Raw genomic sequence first — 26684 nt, 5'->3', positions numbered from 1 at the left:
ATTTCACATTTCACATTTCACATTTTACATTTCTAAAAACTTCCATCAGAACCTCCTCCACTGAAGCCTCCACCTCCAAACTCCATAGGAGAAGCTTGTGGTTTTACTTCCGGTTTCATTCCAAAAGTAGAAGCTACTACTAAAGCTTCAGCGTTTAAAATAGCATCTGAATGATTGATTCTATCAGGTTTAAAAGTTAAGCCACTTTCCTTTCCTTTTAATTTTTTAATGGAGAAATAGGCAATTGCAAATAAAATAAGCCCGCCAAGAGTCAGCGCAACTTCTATAGGTAAAACTGTGTAATAAAAACGGATTGTATAAATTGAAAATCCAATAGCTAAAAAACTGATCCACAACATTATCCTATCTTTTGTTTTTAAAGCCTGAACCAAATACACAATTGGAACAATAAAAGTAAATCCGTAGAAGAAAAATGCAAATGGAATATCAGTTCCTGGTTTAACTTCTGTTCCTAAAAGTTCTGCAGAAAGCTCTCTAACTACCAGATAATTACAAGAAAGATAAAACAGCACTAAACAAAAACTATTGGCTAATAGAAGTCCATTGTAATAGTAACTTTCGTTTAGATTATTAATTAATTTCTTTGTTACAAAATAAAAAATTGCAGCTAAAATCATTGCTGTAAAAGGCAGAATAGCTTTTCCTAAATCTCCGAATTCAAACATTCCGAAAAATAAAAAAGCTGTTACAGCTAGACAAAACACCAGCATCGATAGTAAATGTAAATATCTCAAAAACATAAAAATGGCCACAACAGCCACAAAGAAAGCAATAACTATTTCATAACCTTCTGTAGTGATTCCGATAGCAAATCCCACATTTAAAAGTGCTCCTAATATAAATGAGTCATCTAAACCGTGGTTATGGAAATTCTGTTTTGCCAATAATTCTGAGCCCACAAAACCAACAGCAGCAAACAAGTAACAGCAAATTTCAAGAAAGATATGTTCTGAACTTAATCCTAAAATAGAAATTGCTCCACATATCGAACTATACAATAAATTCCCCAACAAAAAGAAACCCAGCCTCACCAGAATATTATCTTGACTTTTAAAAACTGGTAATTCTTTTTTTATAAACTTCTTCTGCTCTTTGCTTATAAAACCTCCTTTATATAAAGTATCTGCCTCATCAACTAATGCATCATTCTTTAATATTTGTTTGTCGTATATTATCATTCTGCGATTTCTTTATGAAAGTTTTTGATTAATTTGATGAACATTATAATTGAACCGATAAAATAAGCCGGCAATAAGAAAATAAATAATTCCCAAATATTGGAGAAATCAACATTTTCGAAAATTCTAAATATCAATATATTTATTCCAACATAACCGTACACAATCATAAATACATAGATCGACATTGCTTTGAATTCGTAACTAACTTTATAAAAATAAAATGTTGAACCAATTAAAACACCTGCGAAAATCAGCCAAATTAAAATGTAATGATGCAGTAAATTGCTTATTGCCGCAATACTTATAATGTGCAGAGCAAAAGTTAGAAAGATCAAACTAAAATGAGTTTTGAGTGAAATTCGATTACTATAAATGGTCCATACTATGAGTAAAACTCCCAGCATAACAGCAGAATAGCTCAAACTATCGCTGGCATAAAAATCATTATTTTGTAATAAATCCTGAGGCGTTACCGAAAGTCCGATATAAGCCGCTAAACCCGTTACGGCAATTGTTAATACGCTTTTATTATCAAAATAATAAGCACAAAAGAAACTGACTATCGTTGGAACTAAAGTGGCTAATCCGTAATGTTCTCCAAAAGGTTTGTATTGAAATTGAAGGTAACCAATAAAAATACAGGTTAAAATATTAGCTAATAAAACCAGATATTCTAAAACAGGATGCTCGAAAGTTGTTTCTGTTTTTTGAAAACCTTTTGAATTCTTGAAACAATAATAAAAACAAATTGCTATTACGATTAAAAGAAGGGAAAGAATAGCAATATGACCAATTGTATCTATATTTTCATAGATCAAGATTCCAATTCCTGAAGTAAACAGCAAAACTGATAAATAAAGAAATAACTTTAATTCTGCATTTACCGAAAAGATATTTAAATTTCGATATGCTTTAACTTCTTCAAACTGATTTTCTGTAATTAAACCTTTTTCATAAAGACTTAAAGTAGACTGCTCGTCAAATTTTTTCATTCGAATTGTTTAAAGTGATTATCAAATATATGTATTTGCCATGAATTTTCTCCTTTTACTTCAAAACCTTTTCAATCGCTACTTCAATCTGTCAATCTGATTATTAATACCATGTAATTTTATTAATGTAAGAACAACACTTATAAGTCTTGTAATCAAAACTTTAAATGATAAAAAATTGATAAATTGATTTGAAATAATTTTTATTCTTTTACATTTGTGCAATCGATTACATTAACTATTAAAACCACAAAAAACCACGCTTAAATGAAAACAAAACTTATCCTACTCTCATTGCTTTTGCCTTGCTCTTTTCTTTTTGCTCAAAATTATTTTATGAGCTCACCCGAAGGATTTGGAGCTTCTGCAACTGGCGGAGGAACCTCCACGCCTGTAACAGTTTCTACTTTAACCGATTTAACAGCAAAATTAAAATTAACTACTCCACAAGTAATATTAGTTTCAGGCACTATAAATTGTACCTACACTAGCCTTCAGGTAAATGATAAAACCATTATTGGACTTCCCGGTGCTCGATTAGTTAACCTGGATCAAACAGCAGCAGGTTCTGGAATTTTAAATTTAAAAGCAGGTTCGAATAATATTATTATCAGAAATTTAATTTTTGAAGGTCCTGGGGCTTATGATGTTGACGGACGTGATAATCTAACCTCTGAAGCAACCAATATATGGGTTGATCACTGTGAATTTCAAGATGGAATGGATGGAAATTTTGACAACAAAGGTGCAGCAGATAATGTAACTGTTTCTTGGTGTAAGTTTATTTACTTAAAGGCTCCAAAATCTGGCGGATCCGGCGGTGCAGATGACCACCGTTTTTCAGATTTAGTAGGCTCTTCTAAAAGTGACGCACCTGCTGATGGTCATTACAGCATTACTTTCAAAAATTGTTATTGGGCAGAAGGTTGTAAAGAAAGAATGCCTAGAGCAAGAAATGCAGAACTGCATATTTTAAACTGTTATTATAATACCTCGGTTTCGGGTTCGCTCGCAATTGGATTGGGTGGAGGAAATAATAATACGACTTGTTATGTCGAAGGAACTGACTTTGCTAGAATCGGAACTGCATTTAAAAATTATGTGAGTACAGATGGCGGTACAATTGGCGTTGCTTTTACAGATTGTTTAAATGCGCCTGCAAGCTCAGGAACCGCTGTCATTAAGCCTTCTTACGCTTATACTGTTTTACCAATTGCAAATGTTGCTGGATTCATTTCGAGTTCTTCTTGTGGTGCTGGAGCAACACTTCAAGTTACTGCTCAAGCCGCTTTATCTACAAGCTGCAATAATTTAGGATTGAATGAAAATACAAATAACTTAGATCTAAAATATTATCCATCGGTTATTAATCGTCTTTTAAATATAGATTTTTCAAGTACAGATAATGGATTGGCTCAGGTTAATTTATTTTCATCGAATGGTGCAAAAGTATATTCGCAATCAAAAAATATCTCTGGTGATGAAAAATTAGAACTGAATGTTGGAAATCTTACCAAAGGCCTATATATCTGTAAAGTACAAATAGAAAACCGAAGTAAAACTTTTAAACTGGTAAAAAACTAAATTTACTTTATAAAATAAGGTCATTGAAACAAATCAATGACCTTTTTACTTTTTACATCCAACTTTTTACATTTCACAATATCAAAAAGCTGCCCTCATTTTATCTTTAATCGCATCTAAACATAAATTATTGATACTTCCTTCATGAGTATGTTTTGTTTCTTTTGGAGACTTGTATGTTCCCGCTTCTAATTGCTCAGCAACAGCTTTGTAAGCATCTCTAAACGGCATTCCTGCTACAACCATTTCGTTTAAAGTATCTACAGTAAACAAATAATCGTATTTTTTATCTTCTAAAATATGATCTTTAACTGTAATATCTTTTATAGAAAATATTGCAATATCCAAACAAGATTTTAAAGTCTGAATCGCTGGAAATAAACCTTCTTTTAAAAGCTGTAAATCTCTATGGTAACCGCTTGGCAGATTATTGGTGATTAAAGTGATTTCGTATGGAAGCGCCTGAATCTTATTGCATTTTCCTCTGATTAATTCGAAAACATCAGGATTCTTTTTGTGGGGCATAATGCTTGAACCAGTTGTAAGATGTGCCGGTAAACCAATAAAATCAAAGTTTTGGCTCATATACAAACAAACGTCCATCGCAAATTTTGATAACGTTCCAGCCACGCTTGTCATCGCGAAAGCAACGGTTTTCTCTGCTTTTCCGCGGCTCATTTGTGCAGCAACGGCATTGTACTTTAAGGTTTCAAATCCTAATTCTTTTGTTGTAAAGGTTCTATTGATTGGAAATGAACTTCCATAACCTGCAGCAGATCCTAACGGATTCTGATCTACAATTTTTGAAGCGGCGTTCAACATCGTAATATCATCAATCAAACTTTCCGCGTAAGCAGAAAACCACATTCCGAATGACGACGGCATAGCAATTTGTAAATGCGTATAACCTGGCAATAAAACTTTTTGATGTTTCTCTGCCGATTCCATTAATAAATCAAACAATGTTTTTACTTGTTCTTTTATGGCTTTTAATTCGTCTTTTAGATACAAATGAACGTCTACCAAAACCTGATCATTACGAGAACGCGCGGTGTGGATTTTCTTTCCTGCGTCTCCCAATTTTTCAGTTAACAGATATTCGATTTTAGAATGCACATCTTCGAAACTGTCTTCGATTTCAAAATTACCCACTACAATATCAGCAATGATATCGTTTAATGCATCAACCAATGAAGTAGTTTCTTCTTCAGTCAATAAACCAATTTGTCCCAACATTTTGGCGTGAGCGATTGAACCTAAAGCATCGTATTTTGCCAGAACCAAATCCAGTTCACGGTCGTTTCCAACGGTAAATTGTTCGATTTGTTTATCTGTTGGTATTCCTTTTTCCCAAAGTTTCATAACTTAGATTTTTAGACTTCTTAGATAGTTTAGATTATTAGACTTCTTAGATTTTAGACTTTTAGATTATTCTCTTTGTCGAATCTTTGAAGTTTTTCTCTAATTTACCTCTAGTGTCATTATTTATACTGGTGGTATCTAGCCCCGATAGCAGTGGAAATCCTTTTATTTTTTTTCTTTAAAAAAATAAAAGATTGGAACGGATAGCGGGATTAGCTCCTAAAAAATATTATAATTTAAAGAAATCGGTTAGTATTTTGACATACAAATCGACTCCTTCTTCAATTTCATTTACAAAAATAAATTCGTCTGCTGAATGCGAACGAAGTGTTTCTCCTGGTCCTAATTTTAATGACTGACAGCTTAAAACCGATTGATCTGAAAGTGTTGGAGATCCGTAGGTTGTTCTTCCTAAAGCAATTCCAGCCTGCACTAAACCGTGCGCAACTGGAATAGAAGATGCATTTAAATGCATGGATCTTGGCGTTACTTCGGCATTTACGTTTGCTTTTACAACTTCCAAAATTTCAGCATTTGTATAGCGGTCTGTTACGCGAATATCGACAACCAAATCACATTCTGATGGCACGACATTATGCTGTTTCCCTGCATTGATTTGCGTTACAGTCATTTTTACAGGACCTAAAACGTCTGAGATTTTGTCGAACTTATAGTTTTTAAACCATTCCATTACCGGAATTGATTTGTATAATGCATTATCGTCGTTTTGATGTGCGGCATGGCTTGCAGTTCCTTTTACTTTTACATCCAAAACCAATAAACCTTTTTCGGCAACGGCTAATTGCATTAAAGTTGGTTCTCCCACAATAGCGCAGTCTAATTCTGGCAAATGCTTTAAAACGCTGTTTAAACCGTTTTTTCCGCTGCTTTCTTCTTCGGCGGAAGCCACAATAACAATATTATGCGATAGATTTTGGTTTTCGTAAAAATGAACAAAAGTCGCTAATAATGACACCAGACATCCGCCGGCATCATTACTTCCTAATCCAAATAGTTTTCCGTCTTTTTCGATTGCTTTAAACGGATCGTTGGTGTACGCCTGATTGGGTCTTACGGTATCGTGATGTGAGTTTAGTAAAAGTGTTGGTTTGTTTCCGTCAAAATACTTATTGAAAGCCCACACATTATTGTTTTCCCTCTTGAAAGGAATCTCGTTTTGATTGAACCAATTTTCGATTAAAAGAGCCGTCTGATCTTCTTCACTTGAAAATGAAGGGGTTTCGATTAAGCTTTTTAATAAACTAATTGCTTCTTGGGTAAGCGTATCTATACTTTTCATAAGTTTGGTTTCTTTGCCACGAAGGCGCGAAGTCACAAAGTTTTTTAATTTAAATCTGCGACATTTTTGATTGGCGCAAATTTCTAAAATTAAATCCTAAAAGCACTGCGCAACTCCGTTTTTTTGCCACTACTTGCACGAGTTTTCATAAATTATCTTTTTGTGACAGATTTAAAATCAAAATAAACTTTTTCATGTAAGTCTAAAATTATTTTCTCTTTTAACTAAAAAAAACAGAGTCAAATTGTGGCAACATTTTTATAATGTAATCGTTGTATGCGGAATATTTGAGTTTTGAAGCATTCTGTGATGTCCAATTTTGATTTTCTGCACACCTCTTGACAAACTATTGAAACAGTTATCCAATTTCGGAATCATTCCAGAATGAATTACTTTTTCTTCTTTTAGTTTATTATATAATGTCTCGTTGATTTCTGTTATTACAGAGGAATCGTCTTCTGAATCCTGCAAAACGCCTTGTTTTTCAAAACAATATGTCAGTGTAACATCAAAAACTTCAGATAATGCAATTGATAATTCGCTTGCAATAGTATCTGCATTTGTGTTTAGTAATTGTCCGTTTTTATCGTGTGTAATCGCGCAGAAAACAGGAACAACTCCAGCTTCTAACAAAGTTGCCAATAATTTGGTGTTGACTTGTTTTACATCGCCTACAAATCCGTAATCGATTGTTGGGTGGTTTCTTTTTACCGATTGAATTAAATTCCCATCAGCTCCTGAAAAACCAATGGCATTATTGTCTTTGGCCTGCAATTGCGCTACGATATGTTTGTTGATTTGTCCGGCGTAAATCATTACCACAACATCAAGCATTGGAGCATCTGTAATTCTTCGTCCGTCAATCATTTGCGGAACTAAACCAATACTCTGAGCCATTTTTGTAGCCGATTTTCCACCGCCATGAACTAAAACTTTATAGCCTTCGATCTTAGAAAAATCGGTTAAGAATTGTTCTAATTCTGCTGGATTGTCGATGATGTTTCCACCTATTTTTATTACTGATACGTTCATTTCTTTCAAGGTTCAAAGGGGCAAAGTTTCAGAGGAACAAAGTTTTTTCTCAAGGCTGTAAAACCTTTGAACCTTTGTTGCTTTGATCCTTTGCACCTAAATTTACAATTTCTTAAGAATTTTTTGTAAAACTAATTGTGCCGAATACGTTCTGTTATTCGCTTGTTCAATTACAATTGAATTTTCGCCGTCTAAAACTTCATCGCTAACAATTACGTTACGACGAACTGGAAGACAGTGCATGAATTTTCCATTGTTGGTTAAAGCCATTTTTTCGGCTGTAACGGTCCAGTTTGGATCACTGTTGGTTACTTTTCCGTAATCGTTAAAATTACTCCAGTTTTTTACATAAACAAAATCAGCATTTTCAAACGCTTTGTTTTGATCATATTCGATTGAGCAGTCTTTTGTAATTTCTGGGCTCAATTCGTATCCCTCTGGATGTGTGATTACAAAATCCATATCTTTTTGCATTTGCATCATTTCTACGAATGAATTAGCAACGGCTTGTGGTAACGCTTTTGGATGTGGAGCCCATGAAAGCACTACTTTTGGTTTGTGTTTCGTTTTGAATTCTTCCATTGTGATGGCGTCTGCCAAAGATTGTAACGGGTGACGAACAGCACTTTCCATGTTTACGATTGGCACTGTAGCATATTTCAAGAATCCTGAAATTACTGTTTCTTGGTAATCTTTTTCTTTATCAACTAAACCTGCAAAGGCACGGATTGCGATAATATCACAGTATTGAGAAACTACTTCCGCCGCTTCTTTAATGTGTTCTGAAGCGCCAGAATTCATAACCGCTCCGTCTTCGAATTCTAATGTCCATCCTTCGTTGGTAAAATTCATTACCATTACATTCATTCCTAAGTTTAAAGCCGCTTTTTGTGTACTCAAACGCGTTCTTAAACTCGGATTGAAAAATAACATTCCAAGAGTCTTATTCTTCCCTAAACTTTGATTTTTAAGCGGATTCTTTTTGATTTTTATCGCTTGTTTTACCCATTTTGATAATGAGTTGATGTCTTTTATTGAGATATAGTTCATTTGTTTTTTTTATTTTTGTTAGTTGTCTAAAATTAGACGCTGATTATACTGATTCGCTATCGCGAAGACACTGATTTATACGGATTTTTCTATTCTTACTTTGCGATTGTTTTCGAAAATTTTCCGCCTAAATTCTGGTTTTGCACCAAAATTTAAAAGCAAACCTACTTCGCAATTTGTTCCTCTTAGATAATTCAAAATTTGATTTTCAAATTCTTTCACTATGCAATCTGCTGCTTTTAATTCTAAAATAATTAAATCTTCTACTATTAAGTCGGCATAATATTGTCCAACTTCAATTCCTTTATAATAAACTTCTATTTTCTTTTGAGCTTCAACTTTCAATCCTTTACTTTTTAGTTCTAAGTATAATGAATTTTGATAAACTCTATCTAAAAAACCATATCCCAATTCATTATATACTTCATAAAAAGTTTTAATAATGATTTCGCTTAACTCCTGATGCAATAAATTCATATTTCAACATTTAAAAATCCGTAAAAATCCGCGTTTTCACGAAGTGAATCCGTGTCATCCGCGTATAAATCTACACAATTTTTGTGAAAGAAATTTCTTCCTTTAATGCTTTCAATATAAAATTATCATTTAATCCATTTACAATCCAGGTTTCGATATTTGCTGCTTTTGCGATTCCGGCTGCTTCTATTTTAGATTGCATTCCTCCTGTTCCATGTGATGATTTTGATTCACCGATTTCTTTTTCGAGCGTTTTTAAATCACTTACTAATTTTATCGTTTCTGGATTTTCATCGTGAATTGAATCTTTGGTGTAAATTCCGTTTGTGTTGGTGGCAATTATCAGAATATCAACATTTAAAAGAACTGCCGTTAAAGCCGCTAATTTATCGTTATCTCCAAACCGAATCTCATCTGTTGCAACGGTATCGTTTTCATTGATAATCGGAATGTAATTATTTTTAACTAATACATTAATTGTATTTACAATATTCTTTTTGGTCTGTTCTTTTTCGAAATCAGAATAAGAAAGCAAACACTGGGAAGTATTTAATCCTAAATCCTTAAAGTTTTCATTGTAAATCCGCATTAAATGAGGCTGTCCAATAGAGGCCAAAGCCTGTTTTACAAAAACATCTTTATCCTGATTATCCAATTTTACAAACTGCTTTGCCGCCGCAATTGCTCCAGAACTGACTATAATAAATTCGTATTCGTCGTTTAGAGCCGCAATCTGAATTCCGAGGTCTTCAATCTTTCCCCGCGAAATATGATTGGTTTCTTTGGTTAAAGTATTACTTCCTATTTTTAATAAAATCCGTTTTTTTGCCATGTCTTTTGTTTTTGCCACGAAGGCGCTAAGGCACTAAGTTATTTTTACAATTGAATTTAATTTTCTAATTAATTAATTAGAAAATTATCTCAATTATCTAATTTGCCCTTCTCCGTATACGTACCATTTATTTGTTACGAGATGTTGAAGGCCGATTGGACCGCGTTGATGCAATTTATCAGTGCTTATAGCTAGTTCTCCACCTAAACCAAATTGTCCTCCGTCTGTAAAACGGGTTGAGGCATTTTGATAAACAGCAGCAGCATCGACTGCGTCCATAAATTCTTTTGCTGCTTGGTCGTCTCTGGTAATTATTACTGCCGAATGTCCACCGCAATATTTATTGATCTTTTCGATTGCATGTTCCTCAGAATCAATTGTTCCGATTACAATTTTATAATCCAAAAACTCTTCGTACCAAATATCTTCGTTTTGAAGGGTTTCTGTATCTTCAAAATTTTCCAGAGATTTGTCAACAATTACTTCAACCTTATGTTCTTTTAATTCTTCAATTAAAATGGCTGTAAAACCCTCAAAATTAGGAAGCTTAGAATCTATTAAAACTTTATCAACCGCATTACAAGCTGAAATTTTAGCTGTTTTGGCATTCAAAATTACTTTTAAAGCCAAATCAGTATCTGCATGTTCATGAACGTAAACAAAATTATTACCTCGTCCGCTAACAATTACCGGGCAAGTTGCGTGTGCTTTTACAAACTCAATTAATTTTTCTCCTCCTCTTGGCACAATTAAATCGACTTTTTGAGTTGGTTTTTCTAAGAAAGCTTGAGTTTCTGTACGATTATAATTCAGATATTCCACCCAATCTTTTGAAACTCCGTTTTCTTGTAAAGCTTTATGCCAAAGACTCACAATCTTTAAATTTGATTTTAAAGATTCTTTTCCGCCTTTTAATAAAATCTTATTTCCGGATTTAAAAGCAATTCCGCCCGCTTCAATTGTAACGTCTGGACGTGATTCGTAAATAATTAAAATCGTTCCGAAAGCTGACGTTTTATTAATGACTTTAATTCCATTATCATGTGTAAAATGAAAACGCTCCACTCCAACGGGATCTTCTTGAGAAGCCAATTGGTTTAATGATAAAATCATTTCGTCGACTTTTTTATCATCTACTTTTAAGCGTTCTTCCATCGCTAAATCTGAGCCGTCGTAATCGGCAAGATCTTCCTGATTGGTCAAGATTATCTCATTCCGCTCCTGCTCGACCAGTTTTGCCATAGAACGCAAAACGAGATTGCGTTTTTCAATTGATAATGGATTCATAATTTCTAGTGGTTGGTTGTTTTTTGGTTGTTTCTTTTTTTCGAAACTGTATTGATACCTAACATGTTTTGTAAACCTGTTAGGATACTATACTTTGTCTTTCGAACCCTGACGGGTTTTTAAAACCCGTCAGGGTTAACGTAACGAGAATTAGTTTTTTAATTCTTCTAAACTCTCTTTTAAAGCTTTTACAAACGTATCAATATCAGCTTTTTTCACAGTTAAAGGCGGTAAAATTCTTAACAGATTTTTATTATTTGCACTTCCTGTAAAAATGTGTTTTTCGATGATTAGTTTTTTTCTTAAAGCTGCAACATCAAAATCGAACTCCACTCCAAGCATTAGTCCTTTTCCTTTTACTTGTTTGATGCCCTCAACTTCTTTGATTTTTTCTAAGAAATATTCATACACTTCATTTACATTTTTTTGTAAATCTAGTTTTTCAATTACATCTAAAACTGCGATTCCTGCTGCACAAGATAAATGGCTTCCGCCGAAAGTAGTTCCTAATAATCCGAAACTTGCTTCGAATTTTGGAGAAATTAAAATAGCTCCAACTGGAAAACCGTTCCCCATTCCTTTTGCAACTGAAATAATATCAGCATTAATTCCGTGATGTTGAAACGCAAAGAATTTACCGCTTCTTCCATATCCTGACTGTACTTCGTCTAAAATCAAAACCACATCATGTTTTTTACATGCTTTTTCTAAAGCCTGAAAGAATTCTGTTGTTCCTTGGTCTAAACCTCCAACTCCTTGAATTCCTTCAATAATTACAGCAGTTACATCGCCTTTAGCCAGTTCCGCTTCGACTAATTCGATTTGGTTTAGCGGTAAAAAAGTAACAACTTGCTGTGCATTTATTGGCGCAACAATTTTTTTATTGTCCGTAACCGCAACAGCTGCAGAAGTTCTTCCGTGAAAAGAATTGTTAAAAGCTACCACTCTTGATTTTCCGTTATGGAAAGAGGCTAATTTTAAAGCATTTTCATTGGCTTCGGCTCCAGAACTGCATAAAAACAATTCGTAATCTTCTAAACCTGAAAGCTTTCCTAATTTCTGAGCCAATTCAACCTGTAAAGGATTTTGAATCGCATTGGAATAAAATCCTAAATGGTCTAATTGATTCTTCAATTTTGCTACATAATCAGGCTGTGTGTGTCCGATAGAAATCACACCATGTCCACTGTATAAATCTAAGTATTCTACTCCTTTGTCGTCAATAATTGTACAATCTATTGCTTTTACTGGAGTGATGTCGTATAATGGGTAAACGTTGAATAAGTTCATTTCTTAAAAGTTAATGTTAATTGTTAGAAGTTAGAAGTTCAATGCAATATATTTACATCAACTTACAACTTTTAACCTTGAAAAAAGTTAAATGGATTTGTAAAAAGCTAAAGTAAAAACGTTTAACATCTAACTTTTAACTTCTTACTTCTACTAAAATCCGCTTGGTTTCAAATGTAAACCGGTGGTTTCTTCTAATCCGAACATTAAATTCATGTTTTGAATCGCTTGTCCTGAAGCACCTTTGGTTAAGTTATCTATAATTGATGTTATTAAAACCCGGTTTCCTTTTTTCAATAAACTAATGATACATTTATTCGTTTGCACCACCTGCTTCATGTTGATGTTTGTTGTGGTTACGGTTACGAAAGGTTCATTTTTATAGAAATCTTCGTATTTAGCAACCAATTGCTCCCAACTATCATCAGAAAGTGTGTATAGTGTTGCGAAAATTCCTCTTGGGAAATCTCCTCTATTCGGAATAAAAAGCAATTCGCTTTCAAAATCGTCTTGCAGTTGCACCAAACTTTCTCCGATTTCTCCTAAATGTTGATGCTCAAAAGCTTTGTAATGCGACATATTATTGTTTCTCCAGCTAAAATGAGAAGTTTCAGAAAGACTTATGCCTGCACCTGTACTTCCAGTTGTCGCATTAATATGAACGTCATTATTTAATCCGTTATGTTTGGCTAAAGGCAATAAAGCCAATTGAATAGCCGTTGCAAAACAACCTGGATTTGCGATGTAATTTGCTTTTTTAATTTCAGCTTTGTTCAATTCTGGCAAACCGTAAATAAAGTCTTTTCCTTCGAAATGAGCATCTTTGTTCAATCTGAAATCATTTCCTAAATCGATAATTTTTGTATGGCTTGCGAATTTATTTTCCTGTAAAAATGAAATTGATTTTCCGTGTCCTAAACATAAAAATACCACATTTACGTCAGGATTTATTACATCAGTAAAACTCATTTCAATATCACCCATCAAATCATGGTGCGCCACAGAAAGTGGTTTTCCCGCATTTGTCGTGCTGTAAACAAAATCTATGTTTACTTTGGGATGATACATTAATATTCTGATGAGTTCTCCAGCTGTATAGCCTGAACCACCAATTATTCCGACATTAATCATGATCTAATTGATTTACAGATGAAAATATGTTTTGTGCATTTCCAAGAATTTTGATAAATCCTTTTGCATCTTCAGATGTCCATGCGTTGTTCATTTCTCCATATTGACCAAAACCTGTGTTCATCAAATCGTTTTTAGATTCAATTCCGTCAAGTGAGAAATGATATGGTTTTAGTGAAACCGTTACAGTCCCGTTTACTGTTTTTTGCGTGTCTTGCAAAAACGTTTCGATATTACGCATTACTGGATCTAAGAACTGACCTTCGTGAAATAACATTCCGTACCAGTTTCCTAATTGTTCTTTCCAATATTGCTGCCATTTTCCAAGAGTATGTTTCTCTAATAAATGGTGCGCTTTAATGATAATTAATGGTGCAGCAGCTTCAAAACCAACTCTTCCTTTAATTCCTATAATAGTGTCACCAACGTGAATATCCCTTCCAATCGCATAAGCATTTGCTAGTTTTTCAAGGGCTACAATATTGTTTGAAGGTTTATCTGTTTTTCCGTTAAGTCCAACTAATTCTCCCTGCTCAAAATGAAGCGTTACTTTTTCTTCTCCTTCTTTTTGCAATTGAGAAGGATAAGCTTCACTTGGCAACGGTTGGCTTGAAGTTAAAGTTTCTTTTCCTCCAACACTTGTTCCCCAAAGTCCTTTATTGATAGAATATTGTGCTTTTTCCCAAGAATAGCTCACACCATTTTTTTGAAGGTATTCTACTTCTTCTTGTCTTGAAAGTTTTAAATCTCTAATTGGCGTAATAATTTCGATTTCCGGAGCGATGGTTTGGAAAATTAAATCAAAACGAATTTGGTCATTTCCTGCGCCCGTACTTCCGTGTGCGATTGCATTTGCGCCAACTTTCTTAGCATATTTTATAGCTTCAATTGCTTGAAAAACACGTTCTGCGCTTACAGATAAGGGATAAGTATTGTTTTTTAATACATTTCCGAAAATCAAATATTTTATAGCTTTATCATAATATTTGTCAACGATTGTAAGATTTGCGTGCTGGGCACTTCCTAATTCGTAGGCTCTTTTTTCAATGGCTGATAACTCTTCTGCATCGAATCCTCCTGTATCTACAAGTACAGTATGAACTTCGTATCCTTTTTCATTTTTTAAATATTTCAAACAATACGAGGTATCTAATCCTCCGCTATAAGCTAATACTACTTTTTTCATTTTTTATAATTTTGGCTAATACTTTCGTATTTAGCAGTTTGAGATTTCTTTTTAATTAAATTTTGAATAAAAAAACAAACGACAATAATTTGTTTAAAAATAAAGCCTGTTTAATTTTTTTAAGTCTGCTCAAAACAGCCTCATTAAAAGGGTGTCTCGGCGGTGTTTTTTGTTTTTCTTTTGGGTCGTATAACATCCCCGTACAAAGGCACATTTTGTTTTCTTTGCTTTGTAAAATAGGGAAATTGGTACACGTTTTACAGCCGGCCCAAAAACTTGGATCTGTCGTTAATTCAGAGAAAGGAACAGGTTTGTAACCTAATTCAGAATTAATTTTCATTACAGCAAGGCCAGTGGTAATACCAAATATTTTTGCATCTGGAAATCTCTGTAAAGAATAGTCAAACACTTTCGACTTAATTTTTTTTGCCAAACCTAAACTTCTATAGTCAGGATGTACAATTAATCCCGAATGTGCCACGAATTTTCCGTGCTGCCAGCTTTCGATATAACAAAAACCTGCAAATTTCCCGTCTGCCAGAGCAATCATTGCATCACCATTCGACATTTTTTTCTGAATGTACTCAGGAGTTCTTTTAGCAATCCCCGTACCTCTTAATAAGGCAGATGATTCTATCGTATCGCAGATTTCTTGTGCGAATTTGAAGTGTTCTTCCTGGGTAACAACAATAGAGATCTTCATTTCAATAATTGAAGTTAGAGTTAAAAATTAAAGAATATTGTTTGTTTTGAAATCCAGAATTGAATCCAATAAAATTAATCAAAATAGAAGTAACATATTCAAAATCAAAAAGTTGATTCAGAAAATTTACAAAATAATAAATACTTTTAGGATATGTTTGTCCAATGGACAAATTATGTGATTTCAAAATGAAAAATGAATATGAATAAATATACGGCTATAAAACTCAGTGAATACTATAGAGATAGTATCCGTACTTCGGGAGAAGTAATCGGTGAGTTTGTCCGTGACAAAGAAGTTATATGTAAACTTATTTTATTCATCGGTGCAAAAGTACATTATTTTTTTATTTACAAGACAAAAAAATAAAAAACTAACATTTTTTTTACGTTTTGTGAATAAACACAAAAGCAAAACCCGATAATTATTGCTAATTATCGGGTTTTAATTATTTTATATTTTTACAATTTTACTTTTTCGTAAACGGAATTACTTGACCGTTTCCTAAAAGTATCATATCGAAACCAGTTTTGGCTTCATTAAATTTAAATTTTAATCCAGCTCTTTGCGACTCAAATGTATCTTTTTCGTTTGCAACAGGATCTAAAGCAAATTTTGGATAATTTGGAAGCTCTGCATTTAGCACACTGTTTTTCTCTGTCAATTCAATTGTTAGAGGTGATTTAGAAGTAGTATAATTACCTAAATATCCGTCTAGAATAATATCTTTCTCTAATTTACCTTTTCCCGCTGTCCAAACGTTGTTTGATTCATTATTATCGGGAAAAGCATGATTTGGATCTAATGTTATACTTTCAATTTCTTCAGTAGAATTATGTTTGAAAGACCAAGATTTATTTTTCTGCCAGATTTCTACAGGAAGATTAACCCTTGTCACTTTACCGCTTTTTCCTTTAACATCTAAAACGATCGGCATTGGCATTTTATCAAAGTTTTCAACTGTAATTACAGCTCCTTTTGACGGATCATTTTTCACATATTTAACCGAATTGATTCCTTGGTCAAAACGCCAGTTATTTACAAACCAGCTTCTCCAGAACCAGCTTAAATCTTCACCAGCAACATTTTCCATAGATCTGAAAAAGTCATCTGGCTGTGGATGCTTATAAGCCCAACGTTCGATATAAGTTCTAAAAGCAATATCAAAACGCTCTTTTCCTAAAACTTGTTCTCTTAAAAGAATAAGACCTGCACTTGGCTTGAAGTAACACAACATACCAATATTTGCTTCCTTCATATTATCAGGAGAACTCATAATTGTTTCTAGATCAGGACGAGTAAAAGATTCTGCTGATTCATGTAAATCTGTTGCAGGCTCTTTGTATTCTCCATTATTAAACGCTTCTGTACTTAGTGAATTAATGAAGGTGTTAAATCCTTCATCCATCCATCCGAATAATCTCTCGTTTGAACCAACAATCATTGGGAACCAGATATGACCAAATTCGTGGTCTGTAACTCCCCATAAATCTTGCCCTTTAGATTTCCATCCACAGAAAACAATTCCAGGATATTCCATTCCTCCTTCATTTCCTGCAACGTTTGTCGCCGCTGGATAAGGATATTCAAACCATTGTTTAGAGTAATGCTCAATCGATGCTTTTACATATTCTGTAGAACGTCCATAAGCACCTTGACCAGCACTTTCTACAGGATAAGCAGATAATGCCAAAGATTTTTTACCGCTAGGCAAGTTTATTTTTGCTCCATCTAAAATGAAAGCTGGAGACGATGCCCAAGAAAAATCACGTGCATTTTTTATTTTATAATGCCAAGTTTTTTCTGTTCCAGCGTTTGTATTTGCTGTCGCTGCCACATCTTCTGCTGAACGAATTGTAACTGTTTTATCGCTGTCAGATGCTTCTTTGTATTTTTTGAATTGATCACCAGAAAATACTTCCTGACCATTTAATAATTCTCCAGAAGCTACTACATAATGATTTCCTGGAACAGTCAATTTCACATCAAAATCGCCATATTCTAAGTAAAACTCAGAAGCGCCTAAATAAGGTGCAGTATTCCACCCTCTTACATCATCATACACACACATACGCGGGTACCATTGTGCGATTGTAAAGATTTTTCCGTTTTTAGTTTCTAAAACCCCCATTCTATCAGACCCTTCGAAAGGCGCGATAAAAGAGAATTCGATTTTAATTTTTACAGATGCTCCTTTTGCAGCCAATTCTTCTGGAAGAAAAATCTGCATTCTTGTATCTGTTACAATATATTTTGCATCAACTTCTGTTTTCTTTTTCCCAACAGAAACTATTTTTACTGATTTAATTTTGTTTCCACCGTCAAAAACTTGCCCTTGAGCTCCGTTACGGCTTCCTGTTAATGGCACAACAGCGTTTCCTCTAGAATCCTCCTTAAATAAGTTTTGATCTAAATTCAACCATACAAATGACAATTTATCTGGACTATTATTTGTGTATGTGATTTCGTCTGTACCTACAATCTCATTTGTAGTTGCATTTAATTTTGCCGTAATCTGATAATCGGCTCTATTCTGCCAATATTCCTGCCCAGGCTGACCGCTCGCAGCACGAGTTGTAGTTCCATTTTTTGTATAAAAATTTGGACCAAAGGCATCATGATAATTGTAATTATTGACTGGATTTGCTGTTGTCGCTGACGGAGTTTGCTGCGCCCAAACAGATGAAATCCCAAAAAATAAAGCCGCGGTTAAAATGGCTTTTGCAGATTGCTTTTTCATATTTTTTAGCTGTTTATGTAGCAAATTAATGAAAAAAAAAGCTATTCACAGAGAAAATTTAAAACATAAATTCAATTTTAGCAAAATTTTATCAATAAAATAATTTAAGCCTTTTTCTTAGAAAACTAAATTTTATAAAATATATTTACATCAGTATATAAACACATTCATTTTATCCTTATTATTTTGACTACAACTATATCAAATTCAATATTAAGCGCTTCTGTAAAACATTCTGGAGCTGAGTTATTTTCTATAAAAGACAACCAAAACAATGAGTATATCTGGGAGGGTAATCCAGATTTCTGGGGCAAGCACTCCCCTGTTCTTTTTCCGATTGTTGGTACTTTAAAAAACAATTCTTATAAAATTAACGATAAGGAATATCATTTACCTCGTCATGGTTTTGCCCGTGATATGGTATTCGAATTAATTGATAAAAGCGAAAACAAGGCTGTTTTCTCGCTGCAGTCTTCTACAGAAACATTGACAAAATATCCTTTCGAATTTGAACTACAACTTATTTATACGCTTAACGAAAGTTCACTAACTTTAGAATACAAGGTTATTAATAAAGGAGATACCACTATGCCTTTTTCTATTGGTGCACATCCTGCAATTGCACTTCCTGGAAATTTCGATGATTACGCTCTTGAATTCGAAAAAGAAGAAGCACTAAAATATTATATTCTTGAAAATGATTTGATTTCATCTCAAACCAAAATTCTAGAAACCACTCATAATATTGTGCCTTTGAATTATGAGTTATTTAAAAATGATGCTTTGATCTTTAAAACATTAGAATCAAAATCTTTGACTATTCTTAAAGATTCAAAACCTTATGTAAAAGTAGCTTATAATGATTTCCCAAGTTTAGGAATTTGGACCAAAGAAAATGCACCTTTTATTTGCATTGAACCATGGCTTGGATATTCCGATACTGACGAAAACTCAGGAGATTTATATAAAAAAGAAGGAATTTTGACTTTAGAAGAAAATAAAAACTTCTCTGCAAAATTTAGTATCACAATATTATAACACAACAAAATGTTAGATTTTAATTTTAGTCCGTTCCCAGTCGTAGAAACCGAGCGTTTAATTTTGGATGAAGTCAATGATGGAGACGTAAAAGAAGTTTTTGAACTACGCTCTAATCCTGAAACCATGAAATATATTCCAAGACCTTTGGTAAAGGATCGTGAAGATGCGATGGAACATATTAAAATGATCAAGGAAAAAATTGAAAATAACACTGGAATAAATTGGGCTATTCGATTGAAGGATAATTCTAAACTTCTCGGAATTATTGGTTTTTACAGATTACAGCCAGAAAATTACCGTGCTGAAATTGGCTATATTATTTTACCTGAATTTCAAGGAAAAGGTTTAGTTCCAGAGGCTGTTACTCGACTTATAAAATTCGGATTTGAAGACTTGAGACTGCACTCTATTGAAGCTGTTATTGATCCAGAAAATTATGCTTCAGAAAAAGTACTCCAAAAGTGTGGTTTTACAAAGGAAGCCCATCTTAGAGAAGCTGAATTTTATGAAGGAAAATTTCTTGATAAGGTAATTTATTCATTACTAGAAAGATAAACTTTTCTTCTTGTTAAAGTAACTTTTTACACAATAGTTATATACCATTATACGTTATATTTGCGCTCAAAATTAGCTAAAATTGCTTGTTTTGAATCTGAAAACACTTTTATGAAAAAAATACCTGCCTTATTTGTTCTTTTATTTTGTATACAATTGCAAAGTCAGACTTTTGTAAAATTTAATGGAGCAACTGCTTTGCTTGCAATCCCAAATATTGGAATTGAAACAAGTATTGGCGAAAAAATGACTTTTAGTGCCGATGTAATGGCATCTTTTTGGGAATCATTTAATGGTCATAATCCAATGAAATTTATTACTGTAACTCCAGAAATTCGTTATCATTTTAAAGAAAAATATAATGGCTTTTATGTAGGTGGACATATAGGAGCTGATAAATATGAATTACAGAAATGGAATTACTGGGATAGCAATAAATACGAAGACGGCTTTGGTTATAGGCTTGGTGCTACTATAGGTTACAACTTAAAATTAAACGATAAATTTTTACTAGACTTTTTCGTTGGTGGAGGCTGGCATCAAGGTTTTTATCATGGTTACTACAATGATGGAACTCCAGGAAGATATGAAAAAGCGGTGCATTGGAATAAAAGTGGCGAATGGCTTCCTTACCGTGGTGGCGTAATGATTTCGTATAAATTATAAATTAGAGAATTTAGGCAGCGATTTTACGTAGAGTTCTTCAACTTTTTTTCGAGCCCAATCTGTTTTTCTTAAAAAAGTAAGACTCGATTTAATACTTGGATTTGATTGAAAACACTTAATTGGAATTAACTCTCCTAAAGTATCAAAACCATAATGATCTACTAAAGTTTCTACAATTTTTTGAAGTGTGATTCCGTGTAAAGGATCTTTGGACTGATTTTGCATTTTATACTTTTTAAATTATATAAAAGACCGTACTATAAAAAAGTACGGTCTTTCTTTTTTGCAAAATTACTAAATAGAATTTTACATCAATCAAATAAAAAATAATTAGAACAAGAATTTAAATCCAACAGAAATTGGAGACGTTAAATTAGGATTACTTCCTCCTAAAGCTGTATTGTAAAACGGATCTACATTTGCAACATGAGCTAAACCAAAATTGGTAACTGTTGTTTTTTCTCCCGTTTTTGGATCAATTGTTGTCGATGTAAAGTTGGCCAAGTCATAAGAAAACTCGACAGAGAAATTTTTAGTTACGAAATAATCGAATCCTCCTGATAGCGATACACCAACCTGATTTACTTTTAATTCACTTTCTTTCTCTTTACCAGTAATAATTGGAACTGCCACCTGCCCAAAGAAATAAAGAGAACCCGCAACATTCCAATACTTTCTCACTAAAGGCTGCGCAACAAACAAATCTGCTTTGGCGGCTGTTCCTGCATCAGAATCTGCTTTAATATTAATATATCCAACTCCTGCACCAACAGCTACTGATGGCGTTACAAATGTTCCAACAATTGGCAGTACAGATAAAGTGGTGTTTTTCGCATCAGCCGATTTCGTCTGCTGATAACCAAATTGAGACGTTGCAAACCAAGTACCTTTTAAACCTTGACCTGAATCTTGAGCTTTAGCTGTTAAACTAACTAATACAATACATACCAGTGTTACAATTTTTTTCATTTTAATTTTGTTTTTGAATTATAAAGCAAACTTAAAAGGAAGCATTTTTGTCGCAGCTGATTAAAATCATAGATTAAAAAAAAACTTTAATTATCTTAGCTCTTCATAAAGTTTTTCATTTTTGTCTTACATTTGCACACATGTTAAAATCAGTCAATATATTAAATAAAAGAGCCCGATTTGATTATGAAATAATCGACACGTATACTGCTGGAATTGTTTTAGCGGGTACCGAAATCAAATCGATACGTTTAGGAAAAGCAAACATTACAGAGAGCTTTTGCGAGTTTAGCGGTATGGAGCTTTTTGCTATCAATACTTACATAGAAGAGTATTCATTTGGAAATCAATTCAATCATAAATCTAGAAGCGAAAGAAAATTGCTTTTAAATAAAAAAGAATTAAAAACACTTCACAAAAGTGTTCAGGCTAAAGGACTTACTATCGTTCCGCTAAAATTATTCACAAATGAAAAAGGTTTAGCAAAACTTCAGATTGGTCTTTGTAAAGGAAAGAAAAACTACGACAAGCGAGAATCACTAAAAGAACAAGATACTAAACGTGATTTAGACCGTATTAAAAAAGCTTTTAATTAAAAAGCTTTTTTAATTTAGGTAAATTCCTATTTATTAATATTTTATCGTTATTTTTACTTATAACCAATTTAACTGTAAAATATGAAAAAGTATTTATTTTTGTTTTTCACTGTAGTGGTGTTATCAAGTTGCGGCAGTAATACTTCGATCGTAAACAGCTGGAGAGATCCAAAAATTACCGTTTCTCAAGAAAACTTCAAGAAGGTTTTAGTCGTCGCTTTGGTAAAAGATGAAGCTTCACGAAGAGTTACGGAAAACAGAATTGCTGCTGGTAACGAAATTTTCAAAACTTCTTACCAATACTTAAACGAATCTACCAAAGACCTTACTAAAGAACAAAAGTTAAAAATACTTCAAGATGAAAATTTTGATGGAGTAATAACCATGCGATTAGTTAGTAAAGAAAAAGAAACAACCTATGTTCCTGGAACTTACACTGGAATGTATTATGGAGGTTTTGACGGCATGTATGCAGGAATGTATGGTTATGGTTTTGGGAATTGGTACGGAATGTATTCCCCAAACTTCTACGATCCGGGATATTATCAGGAAACAACATCCTATATGGTAGAGACCAATATTTTTTCATTAAAAGAAAATAAATTAATCTGGACAGGAACTACAGAATCTCAATATGTCACAGATTTAGGACAAACAGTTGATGCTATTATGCAGGCTGTAGTTAAAGAAATGAGAAAAGACGGTTCATTACCTCCAAAATAAAAGATATAAAAAAGCGACTTTAAGGTCGCTTTTTTTACAAACAAAAAATTGACTAAATTTGTCAAGACTAAATTTTTCATAATGAAATCGCTTTTAAAAAACGCAAGAGAACAAAAAGGTTTAAAAACCCGTGAACTGGCACAGCTTGCAGGAATAGATCAGGCATTAATTAGCAAATTTGAGTCGGGAACCCGCAAACCAACCAAAGAACAGATTTCAAAATTAGCGCAGCTTTTAGAAATTGATTATGAAACTTTAATGATTGCCTGGCTTAAAGAAAAAATTCTTTATGAAATTGGTGATGATGAGCTTGCATTAAAAGCTTTAAAAGTTGCAGAAGATGAAATCAAGTATAATAAAACAGTATCTAACCTTAAGCTGTCTACTTCTTTAGAAAAAATTTTAAAAGAGATAGATTTGTTAAAACAAAAATTAGATTCTTACAGGCAGTTTGATAGTTTTAAAATTAAACAAGCTTTAGAGCTTGAGTATACCTTTGAAAGTAATAGAATTGAAGGAAATACAATGACACTTCGAGAAACTGACATGGTTATTAATGAAGGTTTAACAATTTCAGGCAAAAGCATGCGGGAACATCTTGAAGCTATAAATCATCAGGAAGCTATTGGATTTATTAAAGAATTAATGAATAAAAACAATTCATTAAACGAACGCGATCTTTTGTCAATTCATAATTTAATTTTAAGAGGAATTATACCTGAAGACGCAGGACGTTATCGAAAAGTTCAAGTTATGATTCAGGGAAGCAGTCATATGCCTCCACAACCTTTAATTGTGCCGCAAGAAATGGAAGAATATTTTACTTGGTACGAAATCAATAAAAATAAATTACATCCGATTATTCTGGCTGCTGAAATGCACGAACGATTAGTAACGATACATCCGTTTATAGATGGAAACGGCAGAACTTCTAGGTTAATTATGAATTTGATTCTAATGCAAAAAGGATATCCAATTGCCAATATCAAAGGAGATTATGAAACTAGAATGCAATATTATCAGTCTTTAGAAATTGCTCAAACTAAAAAAAACAAAGAAGACTTTTTTCTATTTATAGCTCAAAAAGAGAAAGAAAGTCTGGAAAGATATATCTCGATTCTTACTCAATAAAAGAAGCCCAGTATAAATTGGGCTTTCTCTTTAATTTTTATCTTCTAATAAAGGAACAAACCTAAATTCTCCAAACTCATGTTTTTCAAATTGCGTTTCATTCTTTCTAATTAATAAAGTCATAATCTGAACATCTTCTCCAAGCGGAATCACAAGCCTTCCTCCAATTTTAAGCTGAGCCATTAACGGTTTCGGGATAAATGGTGCACCAGCTGTAACTATAATACTGTCAAAGGGAGCATAATTTGGTAACCCTTTGTAGCCATCACCAAAAGATACATGTTTAGGACGAATATTTAGTTTTGGAAACAAAATAGAAGTCTGTTTAAACAATTCTTTTTGTCTTTCTACAGTATAAACTTTTGCTCCAAGATTAAACAAAACAGCAGTTTGGTATCCAGAACCAGTTCCAATTTCTAGAATTTTGTGATCTTTTTTTACTTCTAACAACTGCGATTGAAAAGCAACTGTGTAAGGCTGCGAAATAGTTTGACCCGCTCCAATAGGAAAAGCCTTATCTTGATAAGCATAATCTTCAAAACTTGAATTCAAAAAAAGGTGTCTTGGGATTTTTTTTATCGCCTCTAAAACCGCTCTATCAGTAATTCCCTTTTGCTCTAAAGTGCTTACTAATTGATTACGAAGTCCTTGATGTTTGGCAGTGTCTTTCAAAATGGGTAGGTTTTATTTTCGCAAAAGTAAAGAATCTAAAAAGGAAATCAAATATTGATTTTTAATTATTAAATTAATAATATCGAAAGTCAAAAGCCGAAAATCAAAAGCCCTAGCTGATAATTTACAATTCATAACTCACAACTCACAATTAGTTAAATTCATTTTCACTTTCGACAAATAAATTATATTTTTGTTTAAAATACATTCTCATGTTAAAAGTAGGAGTTTTAGGTGCTGGTCATCTTGGTAAAATACATTTACGCTTATTACAACAATCTGACAAATACGAATTAGTTGGATTTTACGACGAAAATCAAGAAAATGCCGAAAGAATCTCTAAAGAATTTGGCTATAAAAACTTCAGCACAATTGCAAAACTTATTCATGCTGTCGATGTAATCGATATTGTGACTCCAACGCTTTCGCATTATAAATGTGCAAAAGTGGCAATCAAATCAGGAAAACATATTTTTATAGAAAAACCAATTGCCAATACTGTAGCAGAAGCTGAAGAAATCATAGCTTTAGCTAAAGAGTACAATGTAAAAGGTCAAGTTGGTCATGTTGAGCGTTTTAATCCTGCTTTTATCGCAACAAAAAACATGATCGAAAACCCGATGTTTATAGAAACTCATCGTTTGGCAGAATTTAATCCGCGTGGTACAGACGTTCCTGTGGTTTTGGATTTAATGATTCACGATATTGATGCCATTTTGAGTGTTGTTAATTCAAAGGTAAAAGATATTCATGCAAGCGGAGTCTCTGTTATCAGCGATACTCCAGATATTGCCAATGCTAGAATTGAATTTGAAAATGGCTGTGTTGCCAACTTAACAGCAAGCAGAATCTCGATGAAGAATATGAGAAAATCTCGTTTTTTCCAAAAAGATGCTTACATTTCAGTTGACTTTTTAGAAAAAAAATGTGAAGTAGTTCGTATGAAAGATGCCCCAGAAGTTCCTGGAGATTTTGATATGATTCTGCAAAATGCAGAAGGTGTAAAAAAACAAATCTATTTCACTAATCCAGATGTTGAACAAAACAACGCTATTCTGGACGAGTTAGAATCTTTTGCACATGCAATTAATACAGATACAACGCCGGTTGTAACACTAGAACAAGCAACAGATGCTTTGCGTGTAGCCTACCAGATTATTGATTGTTTCGATAAATAATAAAAAATATAACTCATTATTTTTAAGGTTTAAAGCTGGCAGAAAAGTCACTTTAAACCTTAACTTTTAAAATTTAAATACCAAAATTAAATGAAAACTATAGCTGTAATTGGTGCAGGAACAATGGGTAACGGAATTGCTCATACATTTGCACAAAGTGGTTTTACCGTAAAACTAATCGACGTTTCAGAAAAATCATTAGATAAAGGAATGGCAACTATTGCGGCCAATTTAGACCGTATGCTTGCAAAAGGTACAATTACACAAGAAGACGTCGCTAAAACTATTACCAATATTATTACCTATACAGATATTAAAGATGGTGTTGTGGGTGTTGATTTAGTAGTTGAAGCTGCAACAGAAAATGTAGAATTAAAACTAAATATTTTCAAGCAATTAAACGAAGCTTGTTCTCATAATACTATTTTAGCAACTAATACTTCCTCTATATCGATTACACAAATTGGTTCTGTTGTAACTCATCCTGAACGTGTTATTGGAATGCATTTTATGAACCCAGTGCCAATTATGAAATTAGTTGAAATCATCCGCGGTTATAACACAAGCGATGAAGTCACAAAGATCATCATGGATTTATCTGAGAAATTAGGAAAAGTTCCTGTTGAAGTAAACGATTATCCTGGTTTCGTAGCCAACAGAATTTTAATGCCTATGCTAAACGAAGCAATTGAAACGTTATACAATAAAGTTGCGGGAGTTTACGAAATTGATACTGTAATGAAATTAGGAATGGGACACCCTATGGGGCCACTTCAATTAGCTGATTTTATTGGTCTTGATGTTTGCCTTGCCATTTTAAATGTAATGTACGAAGGTTTCAAAAACCCTAAATATGCTCCTTGCCCATTATTGGTTAATATGGTAAGAGCAGGAAAACTAGGCGTAAAATCTGGTGAAGGTTTTTATGATTATAGTGAAAGTAAAAAAGCAGAGAAAATCTCTAAGCAGTTTTTGTAAAATCTCG

At 33.2% G+C, this 26684-nt stretch carries 27 protein-coding genes; 10 read left to right on the top strand and 17 right to left on the bottom strand.

Annotated features, from left to right (window positions below; translation table 11 throughout):
• Window positions 1–32: 32 nt before the first annotated feature.
• Complete coding sequence (locus QMG60_RS13605) at window positions 33–1199, bottom strand: hypothetical protein (protein WP_281865273.1); 1167 nt, start codon at window positions 1197–1199, stop codon at window positions 33–35.
• Window positions 1196–2194 carry a DUF2157 domain-containing protein gene (locus QMG60_RS13600; RefSeq protein WP_281865272.1) on the bottom strand — a complete coding sequence of 333 codons (999 nt, stop codon included), beginning with the start codon at window positions 2192–2194 and terminating at the stop codon, window positions 1196–1198. Before QMG60_RS13600 ends, QMG60_RS13605 begins: the two co-directional genes overlap by 4 nt.
• 267 nt (window positions 2195–2461) lie before the next feature.
• On the opposite strand from QMG60_RS13600, the gene QMG60_RS13595 reads away from it, so the two are divergent.
• Window positions 2462–3778: a T9SS type A sorting domain-containing protein gene (locus tag QMG60_RS13595; protein WP_281865271.1), complete on the top strand. Its 1317-nt coding sequence runs from the start codon at window positions 2462–2464 to the stop codon at window positions 3776–3778.
• Between the two features lie 81 nt (window positions 3779–3859).
• Here the strand turns inward: QMG60_RS13595 and argH are convergent, their stop codons facing one another.
• The 11 genes from argH to QMG60_RS13540 all read right to left on the bottom strand — a co-directional run bounded on the left by argH (window position 3860) and on the right by QMG60_RS13540 (window position 15428).
• Window positions 3860–5140 carry an argininosuccinate lyase gene (gene argH / locus QMG60_RS13590; RefSeq protein WP_281865270.1) on the bottom strand — a complete coding sequence of 427 codons (1281 nt, stop codon included), beginning with the start codon at window positions 5138–5140 and terminating at the stop codon, window positions 3860–3862.
• Between the two features lie 229 nt (window positions 5141–5369).
• On the bottom strand, window positions 5370–6440 hold the full coding sequence (locus QMG60_RS13585) for a M20 family metallo-hydrolase (protein WP_281865269.1): 1071 nt from the start codon (window positions 6438–6440) through the stop codon (window positions 5370–5372).
• Window positions 6441–6698: 258 nt separating this feature from the next.
• Window positions 6699–7472: an acetylglutamate kinase gene (argB, locus tag QMG60_RS13580; RefSeq protein WP_029269663.1), complete on the bottom strand. Its 774-nt coding sequence runs from the start codon at window positions 7470–7472 to the stop codon at window positions 6699–6701.
• Between the two features lie 102 nt (window positions 7473–7574).
• The gene (locus tag QMG60_RS13575) at window positions 7575–8522 is read right to left on the bottom strand and encodes an N-acetylornithine carbamoyltransferase (protein ID WP_281865268.1); all 948 of its coding nucleotides are present in this window, start codon (window positions 8520–8522) and stop codon (window positions 7575–7577) included.
• Between the two features lie 75 nt (window positions 8523–8597).
• A complete protein-coding gene (locus QMG60_RS13570; protein ID WP_281865267.1) occupies window positions 8598–8999 on the bottom strand; it encodes a GxxExxY protein in 402 nt (133 codons plus the stop codon).
• A 70-nt stretch (window positions 9000–9069) separates the two neighbouring features.
• On the bottom strand, window positions 9070–9831 hold the full coding sequence (gene proB, locus QMG60_RS13565) for a glutamate 5-kinase (protein WP_281865266.1): 762 nt from the start codon (window positions 9829–9831) through the stop codon (window positions 9070–9072).
• A gap of 93 nt (window positions 9832–9924) precedes the next feature.
• Window positions 9925–11118, bottom strand: coding sequence for a glutamate-5-semialdehyde dehydrogenase (locus QMG60_RS13560; protein ID WP_281865265.1), 1194 nt, complete (start codon window positions 11116–11118; stop codon window positions 9925–9927).
• Window positions 11119–11268: 150 nt separating this feature from the next.
• Window positions 11269–12408: an aminotransferase class III-fold pyridoxal phosphate-dependent enzyme gene (locus QMG60_RS13555; protein ID WP_281865264.1), complete on the bottom strand. Its 1140-nt coding sequence runs from the start codon at window positions 12406–12408 to the stop codon at window positions 11269–11271.
• A gap of 153 nt (window positions 12409–12561) precedes the next feature.
• Window positions 12562–13539 carry an N-acetyl-gamma-glutamyl-phosphate reductase gene (gene argC, locus QMG60_RS13550; protein WP_281865263.1) on the bottom strand — a complete coding sequence of 326 codons (978 nt, stop codon included), beginning with the start codon at window positions 13537–13539 and terminating at the stop codon, window positions 12562–12564.
• Window positions 13532–14725 (bottom strand): argininosuccinate synthase domain-containing protein, encoded by a 1194-nt coding sequence (locus tag QMG60_RS13545; protein ID WP_281865262.1) that lies wholly within the window; start codon window positions 14723–14725, stop codon window positions 13532–13534. The genes argC and QMG60_RS13545 overlap by 8 nt, the downstream gene beginning before the upstream one ends.
• A 55-nt stretch (window positions 14726–14780) precedes the next feature.
• A complete protein-coding gene (locus QMG60_RS13540) occupies window positions 14781–15428 on the bottom strand; it encodes a GNAT family N-acetyltransferase (RefSeq protein ID WP_057118427.1) in 648 nt (215 codons plus the stop codon).
• A 201-nt stretch (window positions 15429–15629) separates the two neighbouring features.
• Here QMG60_RS13540 and QMG60_RS13535 point away from each other — a divergent pair, with 201 nt between their 5' ends.
• Window positions 15630–15797 carry a hypothetical protein gene (locus tag QMG60_RS13535; protein WP_157848518.1) on the top strand — a complete coding sequence of 56 codons (168 nt, stop codon included), beginning with the start codon at window positions 15630–15632 and terminating at the stop codon, window positions 15795–15797.
• A 100-nt stretch (window positions 15798–15897) separates the two neighbouring features.
• Here QMG60_RS13535 and QMG60_RS13530 read toward each other — a convergent pair whose 3' ends face one another.
• Complete coding sequence (locus tag QMG60_RS13530) at window positions 15898–18168, bottom strand: M1 family metallopeptidase (protein ID WP_281865261.1); 2271 nt, start codon at window positions 18166–18168, stop codon at window positions 15898–15900.
• Window positions 18169–18354: 186 nt separating this feature from the next.
• Between QMG60_RS13530 and QMG60_RS13525 the strand changes: the two genes are divergently transcribed.
• The 3 genes from QMG60_RS13525 to QMG60_RS13515 all read left to right on the top strand — a co-directional run bounded on the left by QMG60_RS13525 (window position 18355) and on the right by QMG60_RS13515 (window position 20430).
• The gene (locus QMG60_RS13525; protein WP_281865260.1) at window positions 18355–19206 is read left to right on the top strand and encodes an aldose 1-epimerase family protein; all 852 of its coding nucleotides are present in this window, start codon (window positions 18355–18357) and stop codon (window positions 19204–19206) included.
• 9 nt (window positions 19207–19215) lie between these two features.
• On the top strand, window positions 19216–19764 hold the full coding sequence (locus tag QMG60_RS13520) for a GNAT family N-acetyltransferase (RefSeq protein WP_281865259.1): 549 nt from the start codon (window positions 19216–19218) through the stop codon (window positions 19762–19764).
• A gap of 111 nt (window positions 19765–19875) precedes the next feature.
• Window positions 19876–20430 carry a DUF3575 domain-containing protein gene (locus QMG60_RS13515; protein WP_281865258.1) on the top strand — a complete coding sequence of 185 codons (555 nt, stop codon included), beginning with the start codon at window positions 19876–19878 and terminating at the stop codon, window positions 20428–20430.
• Here QMG60_RS13515 and QMG60_RS13510 read toward each other — a convergent pair.
• Window positions 20425–20655 carry a VF530 family protein gene (locus QMG60_RS13510; protein WP_057118431.1) on the bottom strand — a complete coding sequence of 77 codons (231 nt, stop codon included), beginning with the start codon at window positions 20653–20655 and terminating at the stop codon, window positions 20425–20427. The genes QMG60_RS13515 and QMG60_RS13510 overlap by 6 nt on opposite strands.
• A 105-nt stretch (window positions 20656–20760) precedes the next feature.
• Window positions 20761–21399 carry a hypothetical protein gene (locus tag QMG60_RS13505; RefSeq protein ID WP_281865257.1) on the bottom strand — a complete coding sequence of 213 codons (639 nt, stop codon included), beginning with the start codon at window positions 21397–21399 and terminating at the stop codon, window positions 20761–20763.
• A 140-nt stretch (window positions 21400–21539) separates the two neighbouring features.
• On the opposite strand from QMG60_RS13505, the gene smpB reads away from it, so the two are divergent.
• From smpB to QMG60_RS13490, 3 genes are all read left to right on the top strand, one after another.
• Window positions 21540–21995, top strand: coding sequence for an SsrA-binding protein SmpB (gene smpB, locus QMG60_RS13500; RefSeq protein WP_057119835.1), 456 nt, complete (start codon window positions 21540–21542; stop codon window positions 21993–21995).
• A gap of 81 nt (window positions 21996–22076) precedes the next feature.
• Window positions 22077–22718: a lipoprotein gene (locus QMG60_RS13495; RefSeq protein WP_134141768.1), complete on the top strand. Its 642-nt coding sequence runs from the start codon at window positions 22077–22079 to the stop codon at window positions 22716–22718.
• Window positions 22719–22799: 81 nt separating this feature from the next.
• A complete protein-coding gene (locus QMG60_RS13490) occupies window positions 22800–23849 on the top strand; it encodes a Fic family protein (RefSeq protein ID WP_057118434.1) in 1050 nt (349 codons plus the stop codon).
• 30 nt (window positions 23850–23879) lie between these two features.
• Here the strand turns inward: QMG60_RS13490 and QMG60_RS13485 are convergent, their stop codons facing one another.
• Entirely contained in the window at window positions 23880–24521 is a 642-nt protein-coding gene (locus QMG60_RS13485) for a protein-L-isoaspartate(D-aspartate) O-methyltransferase (protein WP_057118435.1), read from the bottom strand.
• A 212-nt stretch (window positions 24522–24733) separates the two neighbouring features.
• On the opposite strand from QMG60_RS13485, the gene QMG60_RS13480 reads away from it, so the two are divergent.
• Together QMG60_RS13480 and QMG60_RS13475 are read left to right on the top strand one after the other, a co-directional pair.
• Window positions 24734–25699 (top strand): Gfo/Idh/MocA family oxidoreductase, encoded by a 966-nt coding sequence (locus tag QMG60_RS13480; RefSeq protein WP_057118436.1) that lies wholly within the window; start codon window positions 24734–24736, stop codon window positions 25697–25699.
• 90 nt (window positions 25700–25789) lie between these two features.
• A complete protein-coding gene (locus QMG60_RS13475; RefSeq protein ID WP_134141771.1) occupies window positions 25790–26677 on the top strand; it encodes a 3-hydroxyacyl-CoA dehydrogenase NAD-binding domain-containing protein in 888 nt (295 codons plus the stop codon).
• Window positions 26678–26684: the final 7 nt, after the last annotated feature.

Origin of the sequence: Flavobacterium sp. GSB-24, from assembly GCF_027924665.1 — a bacterium.
Lineage (GTDB): Bacteria > Bacteroidota > Bacteroidia > Flavobacteriales > Flavobacteriaceae > Flavobacterium.
The sequence above is the reverse complement of the archived record's forward strand: the minus strand, read 5'-3'. Positions and strand labels throughout refer to the sequence as shown.